Annotated in this window: 18 protein-coding genes and 1 pseudogene; 13 read left to right on the forward strand and 6 right to left on the reverse strand. The window is 49.4% G+C overall.

All coding sequences use genetic code 11. From position 1 onward, the window contains the following. Positions 1–179, reverse strand: a pseudogene (locus tag CWB99_RS05290) (transposase); the annotation flags it as partial. A 557-nt stretch (positions 180–736) separates the two neighbouring features. Here CWB99_RS05290 and CWB99_RS05295 point away from each other — a divergent pair. From CWB99_RS05295 to CWB99_RS05325, 8 genes are all read left to right on the forward strand, one after another. Further along, complete coding sequence (locus CWB99_RS05295) at positions 737–1252, forward strand: hypothetical protein (RefSeq protein ID WP_138553623.1); 516 nt, start codon at positions 737–739, stop codon at positions 1250–1252. A gap of 249 nt (positions 1253–1501) precedes the next feature. Next, entirely contained in the window at positions 1502–2764 is a 1263-nt protein-coding gene (locus CWB99_RS05300; RefSeq protein WP_138553624.1) for an efflux RND transporter periplasmic adaptor subunit, read from the forward strand. Between the two features lie 96 nt (positions 2765–2860). Next, positions 2861–3598 carry an ABC transporter ATP-binding protein gene (locus CWB99_RS05305; RefSeq protein WP_138553625.1) on the forward strand — a complete coding sequence of 246 codons (738 nt, stop codon included), beginning with the start codon at positions 2861–2863 and terminating at the stop codon, positions 3596–3598. Next, on the forward strand, positions 3595–6021 hold the full coding sequence (locus tag CWB99_RS05310; protein ID WP_249331727.1) for an ABC transporter permease: 2427 nt from the start codon (positions 3595–3597) through the stop codon (positions 6019–6021). Before CWB99_RS05305 ends, CWB99_RS05310 begins: the two co-directional genes overlap by 4 nt. Positions 6022–6054: 33 nt before the next feature. Next, positions 6055–7443: a sigma-54-dependent transcriptional regulator gene (locus CWB99_RS05315; RefSeq protein WP_138553626.1), complete on the forward strand. Its 1389-nt coding sequence runs from the start codon at positions 6055–6057 to the stop codon at positions 7441–7443. Then, a complete protein-coding gene (locus tag CWB99_RS05320) occupies positions 7440–8768 on the forward strand; it encodes a sensor histidine kinase (protein ID WP_138553627.1) in 1329 nt (442 codons plus the stop codon). Before CWB99_RS05315 ends, CWB99_RS05320 begins: the two co-directional genes overlap by 4 nt. 19 nt (positions 8769–8787) lie before the next feature. Next, positions 8788–8928, forward strand: a complete 141-nt coding sequence (locus CWB99_RS24390; RefSeq protein WP_212748496.1) for a hypothetical protein — start codon at positions 8788–8790, stop codon at positions 8926–8928. A 1740-nt stretch (positions 8929–10668) separates the two neighbouring features. Beyond that, positions 10669–12024 carry a trypsin-like serine protease gene (locus tag CWB99_RS05325; protein ID WP_138550928.1) on the forward strand — a complete coding sequence of 452 codons (1356 nt, stop codon included), beginning with the start codon at positions 10669–10671 and terminating at the stop codon, positions 12022–12024. An 81-nt stretch (positions 12025–12105) separates the two neighbouring features. Here CWB99_RS05325 and CWB99_RS05330 read toward each other — a convergent pair whose 3' ends face one another. Next, entirely contained in the window at positions 12106–12693 is a 588-nt protein-coding gene (locus CWB99_RS05330; protein WP_249331730.1) for a cytochrome b, read from the reverse strand. A 233-nt stretch (positions 12694–12926) separates the two neighbouring features. Between CWB99_RS05330 and CWB99_RS05335 the strand changes: the two genes are divergently transcribed. Together CWB99_RS05335 and CWB99_RS05340 are read left to right on the forward strand one after the other, a co-directional pair. Then, on the forward strand, positions 12927–14018 hold the full coding sequence (locus tag CWB99_RS05335; RefSeq protein ID WP_212748497.1) for an EAL domain-containing protein: 1092 nt from the start codon (positions 12927–12929) through the stop codon (positions 14016–14018). Between the two features lie 96 nt (positions 14019–14114). Next, complete coding sequence (locus tag CWB99_RS05340; protein ID WP_138550930.1) at positions 14115–14615, forward strand: zf-TFIIB domain-containing protein; 501 nt, start codon at positions 14115–14117, stop codon at positions 14613–14615. 49 nt (positions 14616–14664) lie between these two features. Here CWB99_RS05340 and CWB99_RS05345 read toward each other — a convergent pair whose 3' ends face one another. The 4 genes from CWB99_RS05345 to CWB99_RS05355 all read right to left on the reverse strand — a co-directional run bounded on the left by CWB99_RS05345 (position 14665) and on the right by CWB99_RS05355 (position 17274). Beyond that, positions 14665–15024 (reverse strand): hypothetical protein, encoded by a 360-nt coding sequence (locus CWB99_RS05345; protein WP_138550931.1) that lies wholly within the window; start codon positions 15022–15024, stop codon positions 14665–14667. Positions 15025–15050: 26 nt separating this feature from the next. After that, entirely contained in the window at positions 15051–15227 is a 177-nt protein-coding gene (locus CWB99_RS23970; RefSeq protein ID WP_171045266.1) for a hypothetical protein, read from the reverse strand. 200 nt (positions 15228–15427) lie between these two features. After that, entirely contained in the window at positions 15428–16399 is a 972-nt protein-coding gene (locus tag CWB99_RS05350) for a glutathione S-transferase family protein (RefSeq protein WP_138550932.1), read from the reverse strand. Between the two features lie 38 nt (positions 16400–16437). Continuing rightward, complete coding sequence (locus CWB99_RS05355; protein ID WP_138550933.1) at positions 16438–17274, reverse strand: pirin family protein; 837 nt, start codon at positions 17272–17274, stop codon at positions 16438–16440. Between the two features lie 241 nt (positions 17275–17515). Between CWB99_RS05355 and CWB99_RS05360 the strand changes: the two genes are divergently transcribed. The 3 genes from CWB99_RS05360 to CWB99_RS05370 all read left to right on the forward strand — a co-directional run bounded on the left by CWB99_RS05360 (position 17516) and on the right by CWB99_RS05370 (position 20821). Beyond that, positions 17516–18481, forward strand: a complete 966-nt coding sequence (locus tag CWB99_RS05360; protein ID WP_138550934.1) for a hypothetical protein — start codon at positions 17516–17518, stop codon at positions 18479–18481. Positions 18482–18680: 199 nt separating this feature from the next. Next, entirely contained in the window at positions 18681–19745 is a 1065-nt protein-coding gene (locus CWB99_RS05365) for a hypothetical protein (RefSeq protein WP_138550935.1), read from the forward strand. A gap of 878 nt (positions 19746–20623) precedes the next feature. Continuing rightward, a complete protein-coding gene (locus tag CWB99_RS05370) occupies positions 20624–20821 on the forward strand; it encodes a hypothetical protein (RefSeq protein ID WP_138550936.1) in 198 nt (65 codons plus the stop codon). Positions 20822–21071: the final 250 nt, after the last annotated feature.

Here is a 21071-nt window from a genome sequence, read left to right on the forward strand (position 1 = left end):
ATACAGAAAATGGTGGCCAGCTGGAGAAGCTTTTCTTCAACCCATTCACGACGATGTTCATAAGATTGGCCTGTTAATGGGTCCTCACCACATAGAAAGGCACGTCGTACGCAGCGAGAGACGCAATGGTAATACTTTGTGTCAACTAAACTGATCTGGCTTTTCCGTGCCATTGGCATTTGTTTCGTCCTTATCCTTGGAGCAGGTTAAAAGCATAGATGACGGAGGTATGGCAGACAAGTTTTTGAATGGGTGTCTGTGTCGTTTTTGGGTGTCTGTGTCGTTTTTATATGTGTCGTTTCAAGTTGCCTTTCAAGTTTACCGAAGCAGCCACCTAGAACTGGGGGACTTTATCCGAGCGAAAGTGCACCCGTTGCTAATCAAGATTCGAAGTAGATGTGGGTGGTAATAACCACAATTGTAATGTCCAGGCAGACTATAGGCATTACTCATCAGGCTCTCTACTCCATTCCGATTAACCAGTACTATCTGTCATCTTTAAATGTGTAACTCATTGAAAATAATATGCTTAGATGCTAGTTTTCTGTGTCTTATACTTACGGTCGCCAATTGTGAGGCAGGCTTTTATGTTCCCTGAACATTCAACTCTGTGTTTTGGGTGAAAGAAGAATATATCCTTCACCTGGTTGAGTCAGGTGCATTGTGAGTGTCCAACCGGTTTTCAGAGAGCCACTTCTTGGTGGTTTAAAATGGATTTGGTAAACGAGGTAATCCTATGATAATAAAAAATAAAGTGACCATTTTGTGTGTGGCTGCGTCATTATTAAGCGGATGCAGCTACTTTTTCGGTGAGAATATTAAGCTGGAAAATTGTTTTACTCCCTATTCCGTTTCGCAACATCAATCGACCTTGAATTTATATAAGCATTCTTTTGACGCATCAGACACTTACCTCGCAGATGCAGGTTATGCATTTCGGATTTCCGTGGACTACACGGTAAATAGCAGACCTTCATTAATTCCAAACAATCGTGATTTTTTAGAGCAGGACCTTGAATTTACAGGGGACATGATTATAGGGGTGCCCGACTGGGCGCACAAACATTTGGGGGGTAGCCAGATCGGTGTGGACTTGCCTGCCACTTATGATAGCCAAGTAGGGGTGCTTAGTGTGCTCGCGATGAAAAATGCGGAAATTGACTATCCCAAAGACGTAGCACCCCACTGCAAAAAAGCAATGAAAGAGGTGTGTGAAGGCAAAAGCTGCAGGTTTGCAAGTTTATATAACTAGTTATGTTTGTATCAGCACAATAGAAACGAAGGCCTACTTCGTTTCGCCTTCTTACCCCTTTCAATTTAACACCTGTCTCACTTGTGGCACACCTCATAGTTTCACCTGTCTCAAAATCGACACACCCCTTTGTTGATTCTGAGCAGTGAAAATTAAAAGTTATTATAAAACAATGTATTAAATGATGTCTTATTCTGGCACGTAGCTTGTAATCTCTGTAGCAAACATATTTCGAAGCACAGAGGAAAAATGGACATACAAAGAGAGCTTAAACAGCCTGCACGCTGGAAAAAACTGAGTTACTTGTTCTTGCTGCCGGTTGTGATGCTGGCATTGGGCTATTACGCCGTGCAGCGCTTTACCGGTGATGCGTCTTACTTTGTGGACAGGGAAACGGTCGTCACGGCCAAAGTGGAGCTGGGCGATTTTCAGGTGAATGTTCGGGCCACCGGGGTGCTAAAGCCCGCTGAGATCCGCTGGGTGGCGGCACAGGTGTCGGGCCGGGTCGAGCAGGTGCTGGTTAAACCGGGCGCCGAGGTTGAGGTGGGGCAGTTGCTACTCAAGTTATCAAACCCGCAGTTGCAACGGGAGCTTGAGCAGGCGCACTGGGAGCTGGAAGCGGCCAAGGCCGAGAATAATGCCACCATTGTTGCACTGGAATCTCAACAGGTCGAACTCGACAACCAGGTGGTCTCGGCGGAGCTGGGCCATCAGGCAGAAAAACTAAAGCTCGATGCCGAAACCCTGTTAATAGAGCAGGGCAATGCCACGGTATCGCAGCTTGATTACCAAAAGAGTCAGCTGGCGGTAAAGCGTGAGCAGCAAAGGTGGCAGGCGGCCAGGCAAAAGGCAATCAAGATGCGCGCCGAGATCGCGGCAACCAAAGCGGCACAAACTGCCCGCTCTGGTCTTTTAGAGAATAACCTCAGGCGGATGCAGGAGCAGGTTGATGCTTTGCAGGTACGCGCCGACAAAGCCGGTGTCGTACAGCAGATTTCGCTGGAGCTGGGTGAGCAGGTTAGCCTGGGAGGCAGCATTGCGCTGCTGGCATCCCAGCAAAACTTGTATGCCGAGCTGCAAGTGCCGGAAGTCAGAGTTCAGGATATTCAGGTTGGCCAGAGCGTGACGCTGGATACCCGCAACAACGAGATAACCGGCACGGTTGCGCGCATTGATCCGGCGGTAGAAAACGGCATGGTGCTGGTTGATGTTGCGTTACCCGCAAGCCTGCCGGCAGACGCCCGTCCTGAGTTGACCGTAGATGCTCAGATTCAGATTAGTCATCTGAGCAACACTTTGTATGTCCGGCGTCCAACCTACGCCCCCAAATCCAGTCAGATCCAGCTCTATAAGCTCGATGAAGCCGGGCGTTTCGCCCATAAAACGGCGGTGGCGCTGGGTCAGGTGTCTGTTAACCGGGTGCAGATAGTCTCGGGACTGAGCGTTGGAGATGAAGTGATCATATCCGACAGCAGCGACTGGCAGGATCATGCCGAAATCAAACTGAATTAATGCGTTTCTAGTAAAGAAACAAGCAGGCCGTAACGCCTTAACCTTGCCAACAGAGGTGGTTTGCTGCACCCTGTTGGCTCTGAAATGGAGTCATGCATGAGCGCACTCATAAGATTAGAAAATATCAGTAAAAGTTTTTATACCGATGAAATAGAAACCCAGGCGTTGCACGGGATTAACCTGAGCATCACAGAGGGGGAATATGTGTCCCTGACCGGGCAATCCGGGTGCGGTAAGTCAACCTTGTTGTCTTTGCTGGGATTGCTGGATTCACCCACACAGGGGCACTATATATTGAGCAACCAGGATGTATCCAGACTGTCGCGTGATGAGCGTGCTGTCATTCGCAGTAAGCAAATTGGCTTTGTGTTTCAGTCGTTTAATCTCATTTCTGACCTCACCGTGGCAGAAAACGTCATGCTGCCTTTGAGCTACCAGAGCGGTGTGAATCGCAAAACCATGCTGGCCAAGGCGCAGGAAGTGCTCGAAAAAGTAGAAATGAGCCATCGCACCGCGCATTTTCCATCCCAGTTGTCCGGTGGTCAGCAGCAGCGTGTTGCGGTTGCCAGAGCGCTGGTGAACGACCCTGCCATTATCCTGGCCGATGAGCCCACGGGTAACCTGGACTCCAGGAACGCCGCAACGGTACTGGAATTGTTCGACAAGCTGCATCAAGAAGGTGCCACCATTTGTATGGTCACTCACGACCCGGCATCGGCGCAGCGGGCACAGCGCAGCCTGGAAATGTTTGACGGTCGCCTGGTGGGCGATACCCGCAATTCACAAACGCCACAGCTGGTGGCAAATAGCGCGCTGGATCTGGAGGCACTATGATGGCCATGTTGCTGGATCTTAAATACGCACTGCGACAGCTCTATCAGTCGCCCCGCTTTAGCGCGATGACGCTGGGCGTGCTGTTAGGTGGCTTGTCGATTGCCCTTTTCACGTTTTCATTTTTGTATACCACTATCTACAAGCCGCTGCCTTTACAGGATGGCGCAACAGCAAAGCGCCTGGTGGTGTATAACGACGGCGAATTTGATATGCCCACGGCCAGGGAGTTTCAGGCCATAATGCAAAGTGCCAACAGCTTCGCAGAGATAGGTATTTTTCGCGATCAGGACGTGCGTTTGAGCAAAGGTGATGCGGGCCGCAACTTTTCTGGCGTCGCGGTGCAGGGCGGATTTTTTGAATTCAGCCGCACTAAAGTGCTGGCAGGGCGAACCCTGAATGCACAAGACAGCCAGCCGGGCGCACCTGCTGTGGCAGTACTGAGCGAAGAGATCTGGGACGATGAGTTTAACCGCGATCCGCAATTGCTGGGCCAGGCCATTGAGCTTAATGGCGTGCAAACCGAGGTGGTTGGGATAATGCCAAGCGGCTATCGTTTCCCACACATTGCGCGGTTCTGGTTGCCTCTGCCCGACAAAGTGTTCGACGCACAGGCACCTGTGAGCGAGCAGTTTGATGCCTATATTCGCCTCAAGGAAGACGTTGAGATTGCGGCCGCAGAGCGCGAGATAACGCAAATCCTGCGCACCTTGCAACAGCAAAATCAGCAGCGCTATGGCATGGAGCCGGTACAAAAGCAGGCCCGTATTCTTACCTTTCAGATGGCCCAAACCGGCGGAGAAGGCGCTACGGTGTTTTTCTTTCTAAGCGCGGTGTCGTGGGTGGTGCTACTGCTGGCCTGTATCAACGTGGGCAATCTGCTGCTGGCCAGAATTCTTGAAAAGCAAAAAGAAACCGCGATCCGCAATGCGCTGGGCGCAAGCTCACGACGCCTTATCGGCCAGCTAATGTGGGAAGGCGTGTTGATCACCCTGCTGGGCACTTTTTTGAGTGTCTGCCTGGTCGGTGCTGTGCTGGATTATGTTAACGTTGTGCTGCGCTCCTGGTTGCCTGGTGCCGGACTGTTCTGGTGGCAATATGGGCTGGATGGCGCAACGCTGTTGATGGCGCTGGCGTATATGCTGAGCACGGTGTTTCTGGCGGTCTTTTTACCTGCCTGGCGCAGTACCCGTCAGGATATCAATGCCACACTCAGAGATGGTACCCGAGGCGCGCAAAGCCGCAAAGCTGGTCGTCTGTCTCGCATCCTGGTAACCACTCAGGTCTTTTTAGTGGCCATACTTATGCTGATCGGCTCTATATCAGCGCTTATTGCTAATAAGTTTGTTAGCCTTGACCTGGGCGATGATTATCAGAACGTGATGAGCACCCGCTACAGTACCCCAGAGCATGACTACCCCAGCGCACAACAGCGCCTGAACCTGACCTATGCGCTGATGAATGCGGTGCAAAATCATAACGCGGTTACACACGTATCGGTGGCGCAGTGGTTGGGCTCGCACGCAGTTTATTTTGCCGACCAAGCTTATAGCGACGAGCAACAGGGCACCGACATAGATACCATTTCAATGCTGGGAGATTTTCAGACCACCGGCGTACAATTGCTCGAGGGGCGTTTGTTTAAACCAGGCGATACCATGGATAAGCGCAAGGTGGTGATCATCAGTGAGTCTATGGCAAAGCGCTACTGGCCGGGGCAATCGGCGCTGGAGCAACACTTTACCATGGAGCTGGAGGGCAAAAAGCAGCAAGTGTTTGTGGTGGGCGTAGTCTCTAACCTGATGAACCCGACAACCCTGTTTGGCAAGCTCGACTCGGCCGATGAAATTTACATCAGCGGCAGTCAGTTTGTGCAACCCCTGCAAAAGCTGTCGTACCGCATTTTGCCCGGCACGCGCAATGCCGATGAGATCTTCTATCAGGCGATGTACAAAATTGCGCCTAACCTGGAGGTCGTACAAACGGTTATGCCGGCCATTAAAAACCGCGATAAAATGCGTGAGTCAATGAAGTTTATTTCAAATTTGACGTTTGCAACCGGCGCTTTTGCCCTGGTGCTTGCGGTGATTGGCATTTATGGCCTGACGGCCAATGCCGTGGCACAACGTACCCATGAAATTGGCATTCGCCGTGCTGTGGGGGCGCGAGACAGCACCATTGTCAGGTTGTTTATGCGCCAGGGCGCCTTGCAACTGGCGATTGGCCTTGGCCTGGCATTGCTCCTGTTTGCCCTCCTGGCAATGGGCTTTCAGCAGTTTACCGAGGGCTTATTCCCGGTCGGCGCCTATTTTGTGATGGCGGTTGCCGTGAGTGCAGCGCTCGCGGGTGTGGTGTTGCTGGCGGTGTATATCCCCATCAATCGGGCGATTAAACTTGAACCCGTGGCAGCGCTGCGTTATGAATAACCCTTTAACAATGAAGGAAATATAAAAGTCGGCATGAGCACAAAACGACATATTCTGATAGCCGATGACGATATGAACGTCATTGCTGGTTTATCTTTTTTGTTGCAGGACGAAGGCTATGAGGTGAGTTGTGTCACCACGGCTCAGGCCGCGCTGGAAAAAGTCAAAGTGCAGTCGTTTGACTGCGCATTGCTGGACATGAACTTTGGTAAGGATACCACCTCAGGGCAAGAAGGGCTTGCGCTGATCACTGAGCTCAGGCAGCTCGACAGCCACTTGCCAATCGTGATGACGACTGGCTGGGCAACGATTGAGCTGGCGGTAGATGCCATGCGCAGTGGTGCTCAGGATTTTGTGCAAAAACCCTGGGATAACGAGCGTTTGCTGCACACATTGCAGACACACATCACGCTTGCACAATCACAGGGGCTGAGTGAGCGGTTGAAACAGCAAAACCAGTTGTTGCAGCAAGCAGCTCATCCGCAAGCGCGCAATGAGATAGTGGCGTACTCTCAGGCGATGCAACAGCTGCTGATCCAGCTTGAGCAGCTGGCGCAAAGTGATATGAGTATTTTACTCACCGGCGATAATGGCACGGGTAAGAGCATGCTGGCGGCTTATGTCCACCGTTGCTCGGCCCGTGCTGAGCAGCCTTTTGTGACGGCCAACATGGGCGCGATTGTCGAAAACCTGTTCGAAAGTGAAATGTTCGGCCATGTCAGAGGGGCGTTCACCGATGCTAAGGCTGCGCGGGCGGGGCGCTTTGAAATGGCCCGTCATGGCACCTTATTTCTCGATGAGATAGCCAATATTCCGCTGTCACAGCAGGCCAAGCTGTTAAGTGTGCTGGAAGAGCGTAAGTTTGAAGCCGTTGGCAGCAGTCAGTCGCAGGTTGCTGATGTGCGGGTGATCTCGGCCACCAATGGCGATTTACCGGCGCAGATCCAGGCGGGAACGTTTCGCCAGGATCTGTACTACCGGCTGAACACCGTGGAGCTCAGAGTGCCTTCACTCAGAGAAAGAGTAGAAGACATAACCCCGCTGACGGAGCACTTTTTGGCACAGTTCGCTGCAAAGTACAACAAACCTGTGCCACAACTGAGTGAGGCCGCTCAGGTTGCGCTGCGCCATTACGACTGGCCAGGCAATATTCGCGAGTTGCGCCATGTGCTGGAGCGGGCGCTGTTTGTGTGTCGTGCAGAGCAAATCACACCAGATGATCTGGCAATTACAACAAGGGAAGGGGTGGTAGCCAATGTCGATGATCCTAACCTGACGCTCGATGAAATCGAGCAGGCGGTGCTGCGCCAGAGACTGCGCCATCATCAGGGCAATGCCAGCGAAACCGCCCGCTCACTTGGGCTCAGTCGCAGTGGGTATTATCGCAGACTGGCCAAATTTGGTCTGGCTGAACACGAATGAGCAAGCGTTCAGGGTTTGCCCTGACCAAACTGCAACAGCTGATCATAGCGATTTGCCTGCCCTGCTATCTGCTGATGGTCGTCGGTTTGTATCTGGCCAACTGGAATGGTTATCTGGTGATCTTTATCGCCACTGTGTTTGCCCTGCTGTTGATCTGTTTGGTGGTCGCCAGTAAGACTCTGGTGGCCCATCAGCTGCGCACTCTAACAAATCTGATTGAAGCCATGACAATGGGAGATTATTCGCTGCGCGGGCGGGTGAGTGGCGATCAGGCCACGTCTGATTTACTCAGCCAGGTTAATCTGCTGGCAGAGAGTCTCAGTCACCATAAAACTCAGGCGGTGGAATCGCGCCTGATGCTCAATAAGTTCATTAACCAGATGGACGCCATGGTGCTGGTGCTGGATGAACAAGCGCGGGTGATCATGGCCAATCAGCCCGCCCAAACGGTGCTGCTAAAAAGCACGCCCAGTGCAGCGCAGCCATTGGCGCTTGAAAGCTGCGAGGTGGGTCGGCAACTGATTGAGTCTGACAGCAAAATAGTGACGCTGGACGATGGCCAGATCAGTGGCGAGTACCTGGTATTACGGGAGCGCTTTATCAGCGAGGGCAAAACACAGCAGTTTTTAATTATCAGCAATGCTGAGCGTTTGCTGATGGAAAAGGAACGCACGGCCTGGCAAGGTCTGCTGCGGGTATTGAGTCACGAAGTGAATAATTCGCTCACCCCCATCAGTAGCATAGCGCAGCAGCTTAACAAGCGCCTGGTACAGCCAGATAACCTGCCCTCAACCGACAGCCTGCGCCAGGGCGTAGGCATTATCAGTGAACGCGCCGGGTCGCTGAGCCGCTTTTTAGAAGGCTATACTCGCCTCACTCACTTACCTCAGCCCAACAAAACCCCGCTCAAACTGGGATTTGTTAGTCGTACACTGAAAACGCTTTATCCCGAGATACACTGGCAGTTTGCGCTGGACGAGTCTGTTGCCGTATTGGTTGATCAACAGCAGCTGGAGCAAGTATTGCTGAACCTCACCAAGAATGCGCAGGAGGCTGTACCGAGCGGCCAGCGCGTTGAAATCACTCTATCTTCTGCAACTTCGCTCGGTCAACTGGTGCTGACCATGGCGGATAACGGCACCGGGATAGCAAACCCCGACAATGTATTTGTGCCCTTTTACACCACCAAAGCACAGGGCAGCGGCATCGGCCTGGCCCTGTGCCGGCAGATCATGTTTTCTCACGGAGGCAGTATTAAACTGGATAATAACCCGGATGGCCCAGGCGCCCGGGTCAGGCTGTTTTTTCCGTATTATGAACATTGAAGCAGGTTAGAAGTCTGGTGTGGTGGTGCACAATCTGATCATTGAGAATCGCGATGGCTGCGATATGCGTTGTTACGATGGTGAGTCTGAAAACGCTTTGAACGGTATCAGCGAGAAGTCTCAAGTTAAGTTTACGGTTTTGGCTAAAAGTGGTGACTAAAGTATCGCCCTTGTACACTTGATATGGAAAGCTATGCAAGCAGGTTTAGTTAAACACCTTTTGGTCTGTAAGAAAGATACCGGCTCAAGGCCGGTATGACGGCGGAGCGGGCGTTTAACTTTAGAGATTTGAATCTGCCGTATTGTGTTTTGTCATTGTATGCTTGGGGCCAACTTTCCCAGTCAATCATTTTATTTGCGCTAACCCCTGGTTCTCATAAAACCCCGGGAGGTTAGCGCTTCTGTATGTTGATGTTTATTATGGTATTGTGTAATCTTGTTGCACAAAATTCAGTTGCGTTGGGCAATTTTGACCCAGGTTAGCGCAAAAAGCCGATTTTGGCCTTGTATAATGTGGGCCTTAAAGCAGGCCGCTGTGCTCCCCGCGCGAGAGGGGATTGAGACTGCGCGGGTGGTTTTGAGCTGCTGGCTGACGGTTGCTGTGCTCCCCGCGCGAGAGGGGATTGAGACATTGCCAGGCGGCGAAAGAGAGACGGTAATGGAATGCTGTGCTCCCCGCGCGAGAGGGGATTGAGACCTGGAGTATAAATGGTATCAAAAATAATCCAGGAGCTGCGCTCCCCGCGTGAGAGGGGATTGAGACATCTTGCCTCATAGTTCTTACTCCAATGGTTTTAGCTGCGTTCCCCGCGTGAGAGGGTGAACGCCGCTCGGAAAAAGCACTGCTTTTTCAGGCGTGAACGGTGAAAAGTCATGCTGTTTAAGCAACGCTTAAATGACTTTGAACACTGTAGGCAGGAAGCCGAAAGCCGGTTTTGGTGATTTGCATGGACAGCAAATCAGTAAAACAGGCAATGGATGCCGATTCTGGCGAACGCGCTACTTAGCGCTTCATGGATGAATCCAAAGCACATTGTTGAAATAATTTGCTGCGCTCCCCGCGTGAGAGTGTGAACGCCGCTCGGAAAAATCACCGCTTTTTCAGGCGTGAATGGTGAAAAGTCATGCTGTTTAAGCAACGCTTAAATGACTTAGAACACTGTAGGCAGGAAGCCGAAAGCCGGTTTTGGTGATTTGCATGGATAGCAAATCAGTAAAACAGGCAATGGATGCCGATTCTGGCGAACGCGCTACTTAGCGCTTCATGGATGAATCCAAAGCACATTGTTGAAATAAGTCGCTGTGCTTCCTGTACGAGAGGGGATTGAGACTAGTCCCGTGTATGTCTGCGATAGTTGAATATTTGCTGTGCTCCCCGCGTGAGAGGGGATTGAGACACTTTTTGCAAAAACGGTCTTTTTAAACATCCATGCTGTGCTCCTCGCGTGAGAGGGGATTGAACGAGGTAACAATAAGCACCGAGCTGGAATACATCCGTGTAGCTGCGCCCATCGGTCGTCCGTGACCTCACCTCAGCAAGCTGCGACGATAATTAATCGTCGGTCTTGCTTCGCCCCGCACGAGAGGGGATTGAGACACTTTTTGCAAAAACGGTCTTTTTAAACATCCATGCTGTGCTCCTCGCGTGAGAGGGGATTGAACGAGGTAACAATAAGCGCCGAGCTGGAATACATCCGTGTAGCTGCGCCCATCGGTCGTCCGTGACCTCACCTCAGCAAGCTGCGACGATAATTAATCGTCGCTTTTGTCTCGCTCAGCTTGCGCTTCAGGCATTGAGTGAAAAAAAAATTGAGCTGTTAATAGTCTTTTTATATTTACAAGTGTAAATTTTGTGTTTATATTTTTCGGTTCCCAATAAAGGAAAATATAAGGTATACACATGTTAAAGGTTAAAAATACACTCTCAATGACAGCGCTGTCTGTTTCGCTGGGGCTGGGCCTGAGTGCCGCAGCTATTGCTCAACCGGCCAGTGTCGGTGAGCACTCACTTGATAGCATCAGCCCTGAATACTATGAGCCTGAAATTGTCGGTGGTAACCCGGCAAATACGGCCGACTGGCCGTTTTATACGCAAATTTTAAGCGCCAATGGCACCACGGCATTTTGTGGTGGCAGCTATGTGGGTGACGGTTACGTGCTGACTGCGGCCCACTGTGTGAGTGGCAGTTCTGCAAGCGGGCTGAATGTGAAAGTGGCAGGCTTTAGGCTCGGCGGCAGTGATGGCGACCGTATCGCTGTGGCTGAGAAATACGTCCATCCACAATATAGCAGCAGCACGTTAAATCATGATGTTGCACTGCTTAAGCTGGTGCGCACCCCTACACTGGGCGCAAGTGTTACGCTGGCACAGGGCAGTGTTGAGCAATATGCTCGCGTTGGCGATCTAATCACTGTGGCGGGTCTTGGCCGTCTCAGCGAAGGTGGCAGCCGTCCGACCAATCTTTATGAGGTAGACGTGCCGCTTGTTTCTGATCAGGTCTGTCGTCAGTCAGGTGGTGCCTATCAAAATGTGGGTAGTGTGGCGTTCTGCGCAGGCTACCCTGAGGGTCAGAAAGACTCCTGTAGCGGCGACAGTGGTGGCCCGATCGTTGCGAACTCGGGTGGTCAAATCGTACAGCTGGGTATCGTCAGCTGGGGTGTCGGCTGCGCCCGACCTGCAAAATATGGCGTGTACTCAGATGTTGCGGCACTGCGTAGCTGGATCGACAGTGTGAAAGGCGGTGCTGAGCCGGTGTCTGTGTCGTTCAAGGCAAACGATACCCTGACAGGGTTTAAAGTCGGCGAAACCAAAGCGCATACCTTCACTATCACCAATTCAGGCAATACGCCTTTTAGCTTTAAGTCAGTCAACCTGACAAGCAACGGCGTGACATCTGGTCTGGTTAATCCGGTCAATACGTGTAGCGCGAGCACCTTGACGGCAAACCAAAGTTGTCAGGTTGGTGTTGAATTTGGTGCAAGCCGCAGCGGAACTGCGGGTGTGGTGCTGAACTTCACACTAGAAGAAAGTCAGGTGAACTACAGCGCAAACGCCACTGCGACAGTTACATCAGGTGGTGACACGGGGTGTCCGGGCAACTGGGATGCAAGCAAAGTGTATGATAAGCCAGATCAGGTGACGTACCAGGGCTTTAAGTATGAAGCACGCTGGTGGACGCGTGGTGATGTGCCAAGCGAGTCGGGTGCCTGGGGCGTCTGGAAGCAAATTGGCGTCGACAGCGGTTGTACGCGCTAAACTGTAGCATTGAAAAAGCAGCCTCGGCTGCTTTTTTAATGCAAAGAAAAGGGGGTTAAAACGGGTGGGTATAATTTGCGGTTAACGCTCGCCACCGTGTGTCATTTTAAGCAAAGTTCGATCACGTTTCACAAAGTGGTGGTAAAGCGCGGCAGTTGCATGGCCTAAGATCAGCATCCAAATCAACCAGGCACCCAGAATTTCCTTGTGAATAAAATCTATGGGTTGCTCAAATTCGGCAAATGACAGTCCCATGCCGTGCTCGACGAGCGCAGTAAATACCGCGGTACTTTCAAACTTAGGAATGTCGAACAGAAAGAAAAACTCAGTGTCCACGCCAGTGCCGATATACCCCGTGAGTGGTGCAATGATCATCACCGCATACAAGGCGTAGTGCCCAAGATGCGCTGCCAGGTGCTCTATGGGGGTTCCAGGCTCGGCTGTGGGGGCGGTATTTAACCATCGCCAGATAACTCTGAGTGTGACGATCACCGCTATCGAAATACCAAAAGACAAGTGCAGTTGCAGTGCGGTCCAGTTTTGTGCAGTTTGGGCGTCGGTAAACCACTGACGATAATAGACGCTCACATAGGCCGCCAGAAATAACAGCGCTGTGCCCCAGTGCAGCCATTTGGCTATTGTGCCATAGTCACGCGCGGTATTTTTCATGCCCATGATAATGTTACTCCAAAGTGATTTTTGTACTGCCGAAAATGGTAACAGTTTAACGTTAGCATGAATGCCTCAAAGATCCGGATAAAGCATTCTGTTTTTGAGAACACTGTTTTTAATGCGCTTTAACCAAGCGTGTACAAAGCGTTCAACACCCGGCGCCTGGGGCTGCTTTTCATTTGCCCTGCTATACTGCAAGCGGACACCAGCAGCAATTACCCGGAGGGCGCTTGCGTACTTTAACCTTAGTTTCTTTGTCGGGATGGCCCGATATCATCGACCGTATCGGTCAGTCCACTGCGCAGAAAGTGTGGCATGCTTTGGTTGCTTTACTGTCGCAAAACGAATCAACAGGGCTGAAGCAAGATATTTTTGAGCTGGGCGAGTTGTGGTTCGAATCCGCGCAGTTTGATACTCCGGCACAGGCTGAGCGTGCGTGCAGTCAGTGCGTTGCACTGCACCTATTGAAAGAACTGGATAATCAGCTTGTCCATGAGGCAGAGATCCAGGTCAGTTCCGCTGTTGTGACGGAGCAACCACAGGAAGAGCAGGTTATTCGTGCAGAGGCAGCCTGCGCACTAAACGAGCTTTATCCGGACAGCAAAGAAGCGCTGCTGAGGGTTTTTGCCAACAAAAACCTGCTCCCGTATTGGCAGTCAATTCAGTTAGTGCAAAGCGAGGGCATATTTGGCTATGAAGCCCTGATCCGGGGCCCGAAAGAGTCACAATTACATCGCGCGGATAAACTATTTGGTGCCGCGATGGCGCAGGGGCGGCAATTTGATATGGAAAAGCTGGCGCTTGTGACGCATTTTTCTGCGCACCAGCAGCATTGCGATTGTGCGCCCGAGGAGGGTCATTCTAACAGGCTCACTGTTAATCTATCTCCGGGATTACTGTTTGATACAGAGGTATCGGATACGCTGTGTTGCTATCCATATGCTCACCTGATCTGCATCGAATTAACAGAACATCTGCCCGTCGAGGACTGGGCTCCTATCAAACAGAAAATGGCCGAACTGCGGCAGCTGGGTTACACCTTCTGGTTAGATGATGTTGGCTGTGGCTTTTTCGAGCTGGCCCTGATCAATGCCGTAAAGCCCGACGTTGCAAAGCTCTGTATTACCATTATTAGTCGGCTCGACTATGGGGCCGAGATTGTCGAGGAGATCAAACAGGTTGTTGATACGGTACACCTGTATGGTGGTAAGGTACTGGCCGAAGGCATTGAAACCCAACAGCAACTGGATATTGCCCGTGAACTGGGGGTGGATTATGCGCAAGGCTACTATTTTGATAAACCAAAGGAATTCGGCACTTAATGCTTGGATTTTGCAAATCTGAACACAAAAAGTATACTATTTTGCTCCGTGGCTCGGTAATGAGTACAGCGATTACTAGAAGATTGGAGTTTGAGTATGCAGTGTCCCAGAACTTTACACCCACTGAAAAAGGTCAAAGTGGGTGGTATTGAGGTGTTTATATCTGAACACAGTGGCGGCGTCTTTTTTGACAACCAGGTATTGGCTAATTTCACCAATCCAGCTGACTTGCGTGCAGAGGTGCTGGCTAAGCACTTACGCCAGTTTTCAGCTCCACTCGCTGATGAAAGTAACCGGGTCAACTGTCCTAAATGTCCTGATATCGTAATGATGCGCCGGTATTTCAGTCCATTACGTGTCGTTGAAATTGACGAATGTCCGGGCTGTGGTGGTATCTGGCTTGATACTGGTGAGCTGGATAAGTTACACGAGAATCACCTGAGTGCAAAAGAGCGCGAGATGTTAAGGATCAAAATGCTGGAGGAGCACCAGACTTTTCATATTGATAGTCCCAGTCACTATAAATTGTCCGGGCAAGATGGCCGCAGCAACCTGGAAAAAGCGTTTGCAATCGCCGCAGAAATGATAAGTGATTGAGCTATAGGCGGAAAGTTGCGGAGCTGTGAAGTCTGAGTGTCAAAACAACTTATGCGATAAAATGGAACAGTAGCACCGCAGACTGGATGCCGATACAGCACCAAAATACACAGGTAGAAATGGCATACCATGTATGTCGTCGTTGCTTGAATTCAGGCTTGTCAGGATACTTGTAGTGAGGCGGGCCACCAAACATAGGCAAACCCAGTTTATAGTCATTCATCAGGATTAAGCAGGTGAGTCCCACTAACAGGTTTAGCGATGCCAGGCTGAAAAATTGCTCCACAGAGTAGCTAAAGTAATTCAGTGCAGACACGACCGCAAGACAGGCCCAGCAACGAGAAAACGAATATTGCGCAAGCAAAAAATGCAAACCCTGCACTGCGGCTGATCTTAAATAACTGAGCATGTGGATTGAGTTGACTCCGCTGCTGTCTAACTGTTGATATCCAGTAGCATCCCTACTGCCACGCCGATTGCAATACCCAGTGCCACACCATTGGCAATATTTTCCGATGAAACACCAATGGCCGTACCGATTGCTACGCCCGTTACCATGCTGATACCTATTTTACTGGCGGCTTTTTTACGGGTTTCTTTATCTGCCTTCATGATTTCGCTCCTTAAAACTCACGTTAGACTGTGGCTAATTTTACACCAATTGATTTCCTGTTCCAGCAATTTTATCGAAAGTGCATAGTCAAACCTTAAATTAGGTAGAGTGAGATATGAACCGGAATGCGCCTGGCGGGATCTGTCGTTGTGGCATTTAAACGCCACTGTAAATGGGGTTTACAGTGGCTTGAAAGCTATTATCCGCGATTGTGCGGTTGTGTGTAATCTATGTTCGGGCCTACAGGGACAACCTGGGTTGGGTTGATCATAGTGTGGCTGAAATAGTAGTGACGCTTAATATGATAAAAATCCACCGTCTCGGCCACGTTCGACCACTGATATAGCTCACGGATATACCCTGCTAGATTCGGATAGTCTTCAATTTGTTTCAGGTTACATTTAAAGTGGCCATGGTATACGCTGTCGAAGCGGATCAGTGTGGTAAACAAGCGCCAGTCTGCTTCGGTGAGTGTATCGCCCACCAGATAACGCTGCTTGCTCAGTCGTTGTTCCAGCTGTTCTAGGGCTTCAAATAAGGCCGTTACGGCTTCTTCGTAGGCTGCTTGTTCTGTCGCAAACCCTGCTTTATATACTCCGTTGTTGATTTTGTGATACACAAACTCGTTGATTTCATCAATGTCCTGACGCAACGCTTCAGGATAGTAATCATCGCTGTTGCCCGTCAGTTCATTGAAGGCCGAATTGAACATGCGAATGATCTCGCTCGACTCATTACTAACAATCCGGTTGGTGTGTTTGTCCCAAAGGACAGGCACAGTCACACGGCCAGAGTAATCTGTTTTATTGCGGGTGTACAGCTGGTGCATGTAGCTGTGCTCAAATAGCGTGTCACCACTGCTGAGCGTCTCCTTGTCAAAGGTCCAGCCGTGCTCCAGCATGTCCGGGCTAACCACAGAGACGTCAATATGGGCTTCAAGTTGCTTTAGCTTTCTAAAGATCAGGGTTCGATGTGCCCAGGGACATGCCAGCGACACATACAAGTGATAACGGCCAGACTCGGCTTTGAAGCCGCTGTCTCCGCTCGGTCCTGCGCTCCCATCGGCGGTTACCCAATTGCGCAACTGGGCGTCTTCACGTTGAAACTTACCCTGGTTACTTTTAGTGTCGTACCAGACATCATGCCATTTACCTTCAATCAATCGTCCCATTGTCTTGTCCTCTCAATTTGGTTAATTCTGACTATGCGTTAAATGCTACCGAATTTACCGGCATGATAGTCACGCACGGCCTGATGTAGCTCTTCCTGTGTATTCATGACAAACGGCCCCATATGGGCAATTTTCTCCCCGATTGGCTGGCCTGCCAGCACCAGCATACCTGCTCCTTGCTCACCACTGCGCAGCTCTACAGGGTAAGATGGGTCAAGCTCCAGTTGATAGGTGGCGCTCAGGCGTGTATCGGCCAGGCTACCTGTGTGTATGTATACAAGCACTTTGCCAAAACCCGACATATCAAGCGTGATCTGTTGCTGAGGGGGTAAAACCACATCTGCAATGGCGCCATTACCTGCTAAGTCATTTATCGGTGAACTGGCTGTTTGCCCTTCAACTTGCCACTCTCCAGCCAGTGCCTTGAGCTCAGCGCCAGAGTGGGTGGCTATGACGGGTGCCTTGTGCTCTGTCGTATCCTGGTAACGGGGAGCGCGCATTTTGTCTTTGGCGGGCATATTGAGCCAGATCTGAAAACCGTGCATGCCCTGCTCGGCATCGCTCAATGGCATTTCCGAATGGATCACGCCGCGTCCGGTACTCATCCATTGTACATCTCCGGCGCGAATGGCTTTTTTGTTACCCATCTGATCCTGATGTTCAAAGCCGCCCTTACGAATGTAGGTAAAGGTTTCAATACCGCGATGTGGATGTGGTGGAAAGCCAGCCATATAGTCACTGCTGTTGTCTGATTTCAGTTCATCGATCATCAAAAAGGGATCCAAACTTTTACCATCAAAGCCCGCGATCCGGGTGATGTTTACGCCTGCACCATCCTGCGTAGCCTGCGCTTTATTGATACGAATAATTTGCATAAAAACCTCGTTGTCTGCGCCATCAGTTAAAGTTAGTCCAATGCGCTGTGTTTGCCTGATGAAGTCACTTTAGCAACGGTATCGAGAGAATGAAATTTGCAAATATTGAAGGTTTTGTTCGATTAAATAGAATTTATATTGTTCATGGGCCGCTCAGTTTACCGATTGGATACTGGCTGCGTATAATAATAAGGTACGCCTAATCGCGGCTAACAGCGACAGGCATCATAAGGAAAGCACAATGAATAAAATCGGATTACTCGCCGCTGTGGTGAGTGTTGTATTACACACCCCCTTATCTGCGCAGGCGTTAGAACCAAGTTGGCACTGTAATGAGCGAGCACTGGTGTTTAACAATAAAGCTGAGGACAACTTACATGCCTACCTGAGTTTTCTGGCGCGCAATCCCAGTATGTTTCCTCGCGGACTCAATGACCAAGATCAGCAAAAATGGCATGCCGCTATCGATCAGTACCGTATACTGACAAGCCAACCCAGATATCACCCTTTGTTCAGTGACTCGGAATTAAGCGAACTGACCCAGCACCTTTTGGAGCCCGATAATGTGATCACTGATTTACCAGTCAACGACCTGACGCGTGACTATTTTGCGGTGATGAGTAGCTATCGGGATGAGATATGGCCACAACACCAGGCTCAGAATAAGGCCTGGACCGAGCACAGCATCGCACTACTCAATGAGTATGGTGACAGTGTTTGTTCACGATTGAACGATATCTTCGGGACAGACGTGATTGTAGTGGAGCAACATCAGGTTTCTACCGTTGCCCGGCCTTTTACGCATGCTGGCGCATTTACCTCAGGCAGGAACTTTTTTACGTTTATCAATACATTTCAGGATGGTTATAAAGACTGGTTTGCACTCGAAATGGTATTTCATGAGGTGGCGCATACCAGTTTCCCCGACTCTCCTTTATATCAGGCGTTGAAACACCAGGCGAAACAACAGGGCAAACAAGAAGCCTTTAAGTCACTGTGGCACCCCATGTTGTTTTATATTGTTGGTGAGGTAACCCGGCAATCACTCGCCGAACAGGGCCATGCCTTTGTACCTTATATCTCCTGGAAAGGAGTATATAAAAATCGCCAGGACGAGCTTGCTAAGCTAACGCGGTATTTACAGCCCTACATCGATGGCCAGGTGTCGCAGGAGGTGGCCATTAAAAACCTGATAGATGCCCTGTAAAGGGCAAAATAATCGTCCTCTGCCTTGACCGATACCAAAATGTGGCATTTAATTTAGTCGGCTCGGTGGGCTGAGTAGCCTGGATTGTTGCAGCGGTTTGTTTCCGTTACACTACGGGCTGAAAGTAGGCAGACAAAGCCCATGTTTTTAGTGAGCGTCTTGCTGGCTGTCAGAGTCGGTAGTCAATAGAGTAATAATTATGTTAGAGCAAATGCTGCTGAGCAACCTGAACAATAAAGCAGAACTCGATGATGAGTCGTTTGAGTATAAAAGTATCTTTTTAAGCTCAGTTGTTCCGGATCCCACCAATGGCCGTTTTTTACCTTCGATATGTATTGATGATGAAGATGCGCGCCTGTTTGTGGCCCGTAAATTAAGCAAGGCGCAACTCACTAAGCTTTATCAGGGCGAAAACCATGTTCTGATTGGTAAATCTATCATTATTAACTGTCTGGAGCACGGCTCAGAAGACTGGAAACGTGCTTCTCAGACCATAGGCTCAATCATAGAGTTGGGAGACAACATTTCTGTATCTGAGATGATCCAGGCACCTACTTTGTACCCTATTGAGGACGGTCGCTTTCAAATTTTGACCGGTCACCGTCGCTTTTTTGCATTAGTATATGCAAAAGGGTATGGCGCTGCCGCCCAGTTTAAAGTCTACGACAGCAAGCCACTGCTTACTAAAGTGAAGCAGTTTCAGGAAAATGCCAGCCGTGAAGACTTACCTCAGTATGGCAAGCTACAGGCATTTTCAAATGCGGTAACTGAAATCGAACAGTTAAATAAAGCTCGCTTGCAATCTGGGTTATCGCGTCTCACAGTGCGAGAGGTCGTGCCTAAGCTCGGCATCTCAATGGGCGCGTACGATAACTACAAGGTCTTATCTCGCTACCCTGTGGTGATGTCCGCTTATGAAAGGGGCTGTAGTTACTCTTTTATAAAAATGAAGCGACTGATTTTGTCATTGGAATCCCAGTATAAAGAAGCACACAATAAGTTGACCCTGAATGCCATGGACAAACGTGCGGTTTCAGAGCTGATTGAACAGCAATTACAGCGGATCAAAAAGCAGCCAGCGAAAAGTAAGCCTCCCTTTATTACCACGTCGTTTGGATCTCATACGGCTTTGCAAAGACTACTCACGCAAGATGTTACGCAACTGGCATGCGGGGTCGACTGGCCAACACTGGACTGGCAAGATAAGAAAGCCGTTTCAGAGGCGCTGGAGCGTGTTATTGCTCACCTTGAACAAGAGTCATAAGCTGCAAAATCGTGCTTATGTCAGTGCTTTGCCGCATGTATCAGTGAACATAGCGGCATAATCTCGCCAACTCAGGGCCATTGCTTTATGGTCGATTATTGCGATTTACGATATTTTTCCGCCAGCATTATCCCACTACCATTGTTTATAAATAAGCATTTTCTTATTAATTATGTGCACTTTTTGAGTGTTTTTATCTGAGTGATCTGGCGCGTATATTGAGACAAGCATTTAAATATTCTGGCTTTAAACCGCCCCTCAGGTAGCAGGAGGTTAGCGTCATTCCAGTTTTGCAGTTCTGAAAATAAAGGGTGTTTTTCTCAGAATATGACAGTAAAAAGTCATTTAATTGTGTCATATTTATTACCTGATACATGAAAATATAATCTATAAAATAATCATATCAGTAAATGTCATGGTCACTGCAACCTTGTTGTCTGGGACAAGCTGATTTCCTTCTCAGCGGTACATTTTGAAACATATAATTCCTCAAACCGTCATGTTATTGTCCCGATGTGTGGGGTATAAATATCCCCAATGAACAACACTGACGAGGCTAGAGTAGTTAGCATCTGGCGGAGGAGCGTCAAGTTGTCAGTGCGGTAGAATACGATTTATCGGAGGACGAAAATTTAACCTATGTTTACTTTGTTAATTATTTGTTTGAGTTGGGTTTTTCAGCGTTAAATTGTACTTCCTTATCAAGTTGACAGAGGTAAAAATAAAATAAACCCAATAAAAAGAGAGGTTTATTTTTCTGTTTTATGAAATTTATAATTTTAGAAACAAAAGTGTAGAAAAAAAGTGCAGATTACATAATAATGCGCTTGCGTAAAACATTTAACACTTTGCAATACTTTTTAACATGGACTGATGAGATGAAAAATGACGCATTGACAGAGTTGGGCATCAATCTGAATATTCACAATATGAATTCAGACGCTGTAGATGTGCAGCTGCTCCATCATATCTTCAAACTGGCCTATGACTTTGGCTATAAAGACGGTTGTAGTGGTGTATATGTGTGCCCGGCTTCTTCACTACGTTCATTAAGTGGTTGTGAGCTTGACGCGTAAGTCAGGCTATGAATTTATACATATCTTAGCGCTGCGATCCGATATACAGGCATGTCGGGGCGGTGCAATAGCAACATAAAAATCGAGGGGCTGGCCATGTTCGCATGGTGCTCTTCGTATCCCAATTCGCTTAATTAGGTGAGCTATTTTGTTGCGGAGAAATCGTGTTTTCGCACGACGCATGATCTATGCGCTTTGATTGTCCGAAAGTTCTGGATAAATACAATCAAAATCGGGTTTTTCTCGCTGA

Origin of the sequence: Pseudoalteromonas rubra (assembly GCF_005887095.1) — a bacterium.
Lineage (GTDB): Bacteria > Pseudomonadota > Gammaproteobacteria > Enterobacterales > Alteromonadaceae > Pseudoalteromonas > Pseudoalteromonas rubra_E.

Excerpts from the sequence above, each read along its gene's own strand:
- CWB99_RS05295 (WP_138553623.1), top strand. The coding sequence starts at position 737 with ATGATAATAAAAAATAAAGTGACCATTTTGTGTGTGGCTGCGTCATTA.
- CWB99_RS05300 (WP_138553624.1), top strand. The coding sequence starts at position 1,502 with ATGGACATACAAAGAGAGCTTAAACAGCCTGCACGCTGGAAAAAACTG.
- CWB99_RS05305 (WP_138553625.1), top strand. The coding sequence starts at position 2,861 with ATGAGCGCACTCATAAGATTAGAAAATATCAGTAAAAGTTTTTATACC.
- CWB99_RS05310 (WP_249331727.1), top strand. The coding sequence starts at position 3,595 with ATGATGGCCATGTTGCTGGATCTTAAATACGCACTGCGACAGCTCTAT.
- CWB99_RS05315 (WP_138553626.1), top strand. The coding sequence starts at position 6,055 with ATGAGCACAAAACGACATATTCTGATAGCCGATGACGATATGAACGTC.
- CWB99_RS05320 (WP_138553627.1), top strand. The coding sequence starts at position 7,440 with ATGAGCAAGCGTTCAGGGTTTGCCCTGACCAAACTGCAACAGCTGATC.
- CWB99_RS05325 (WP_138550928.1), top strand. The coding sequence starts at position 10,669 with ATGTTAAAGGTTAAAAATACACTCTCAATGACAGCGCTGTCTGTTTCG.
- CWB99_RS05330 (WP_249331730.1), bottom strand. The coding sequence starts at position 12,693 with ATGAAAAATACCGCGCGTGACTATGGCACAATAGCCAAATGGCTGCAC.
- CWB99_RS05340 (WP_138550930.1), top strand. The coding sequence starts at position 14,115 with ATGCAGTGTCCCAGAACTTTACACCCACTGAAAAAGGTCAAAGTGGGT.
- CWB99_RS05345 (WP_138550931.1), bottom strand. The coding sequence starts at position 15,024 with ATGCTCAGTTATTTAAGATCAGCCGCAGTGCAGGGTTTGCATTTTTTG.
- CWB99_RS23970 (WP_171045266.1), bottom strand. The coding sequence starts at position 15,227 with ATGAAGGCAGATAAAGAAACCCGTAAAAAAGCCGCCAGTAAAATAGGT.
- CWB99_RS05350 (WP_138550932.1), bottom strand. The coding sequence starts at position 16,399 with ATGGGACGATTGATTGAAGGTAAATGGCATGATGTCTGGTACGACACT.
- CWB99_RS05355 (WP_138550933.1), bottom strand. The coding sequence starts at position 17,274 with ATGCAAATTATTCGTATCAATAAAGCGCAGGCTACGCAGGATGGTGCA.
- CWB99_RS05360 (WP_138550934.1), top strand. The coding sequence starts at position 17,516 with ATGAATAAAATCGGATTACTCGCCGCTGTGGTGAGTGTTGTATTACAC.
- CWB99_RS05365 (WP_138550935.1), top strand. The coding sequence starts at position 18,681 with ATGTTAGAGCAAATGCTGCTGAGCAACCTGAACAATAAAGCAGAACTC.
- CWB99_RS05370 (WP_138550936.1), top strand. The coding sequence starts at position 20,624 with ATGAAAAATGACGCATTGACAGAGTTGGGCATCAATCTGAATATTCAC.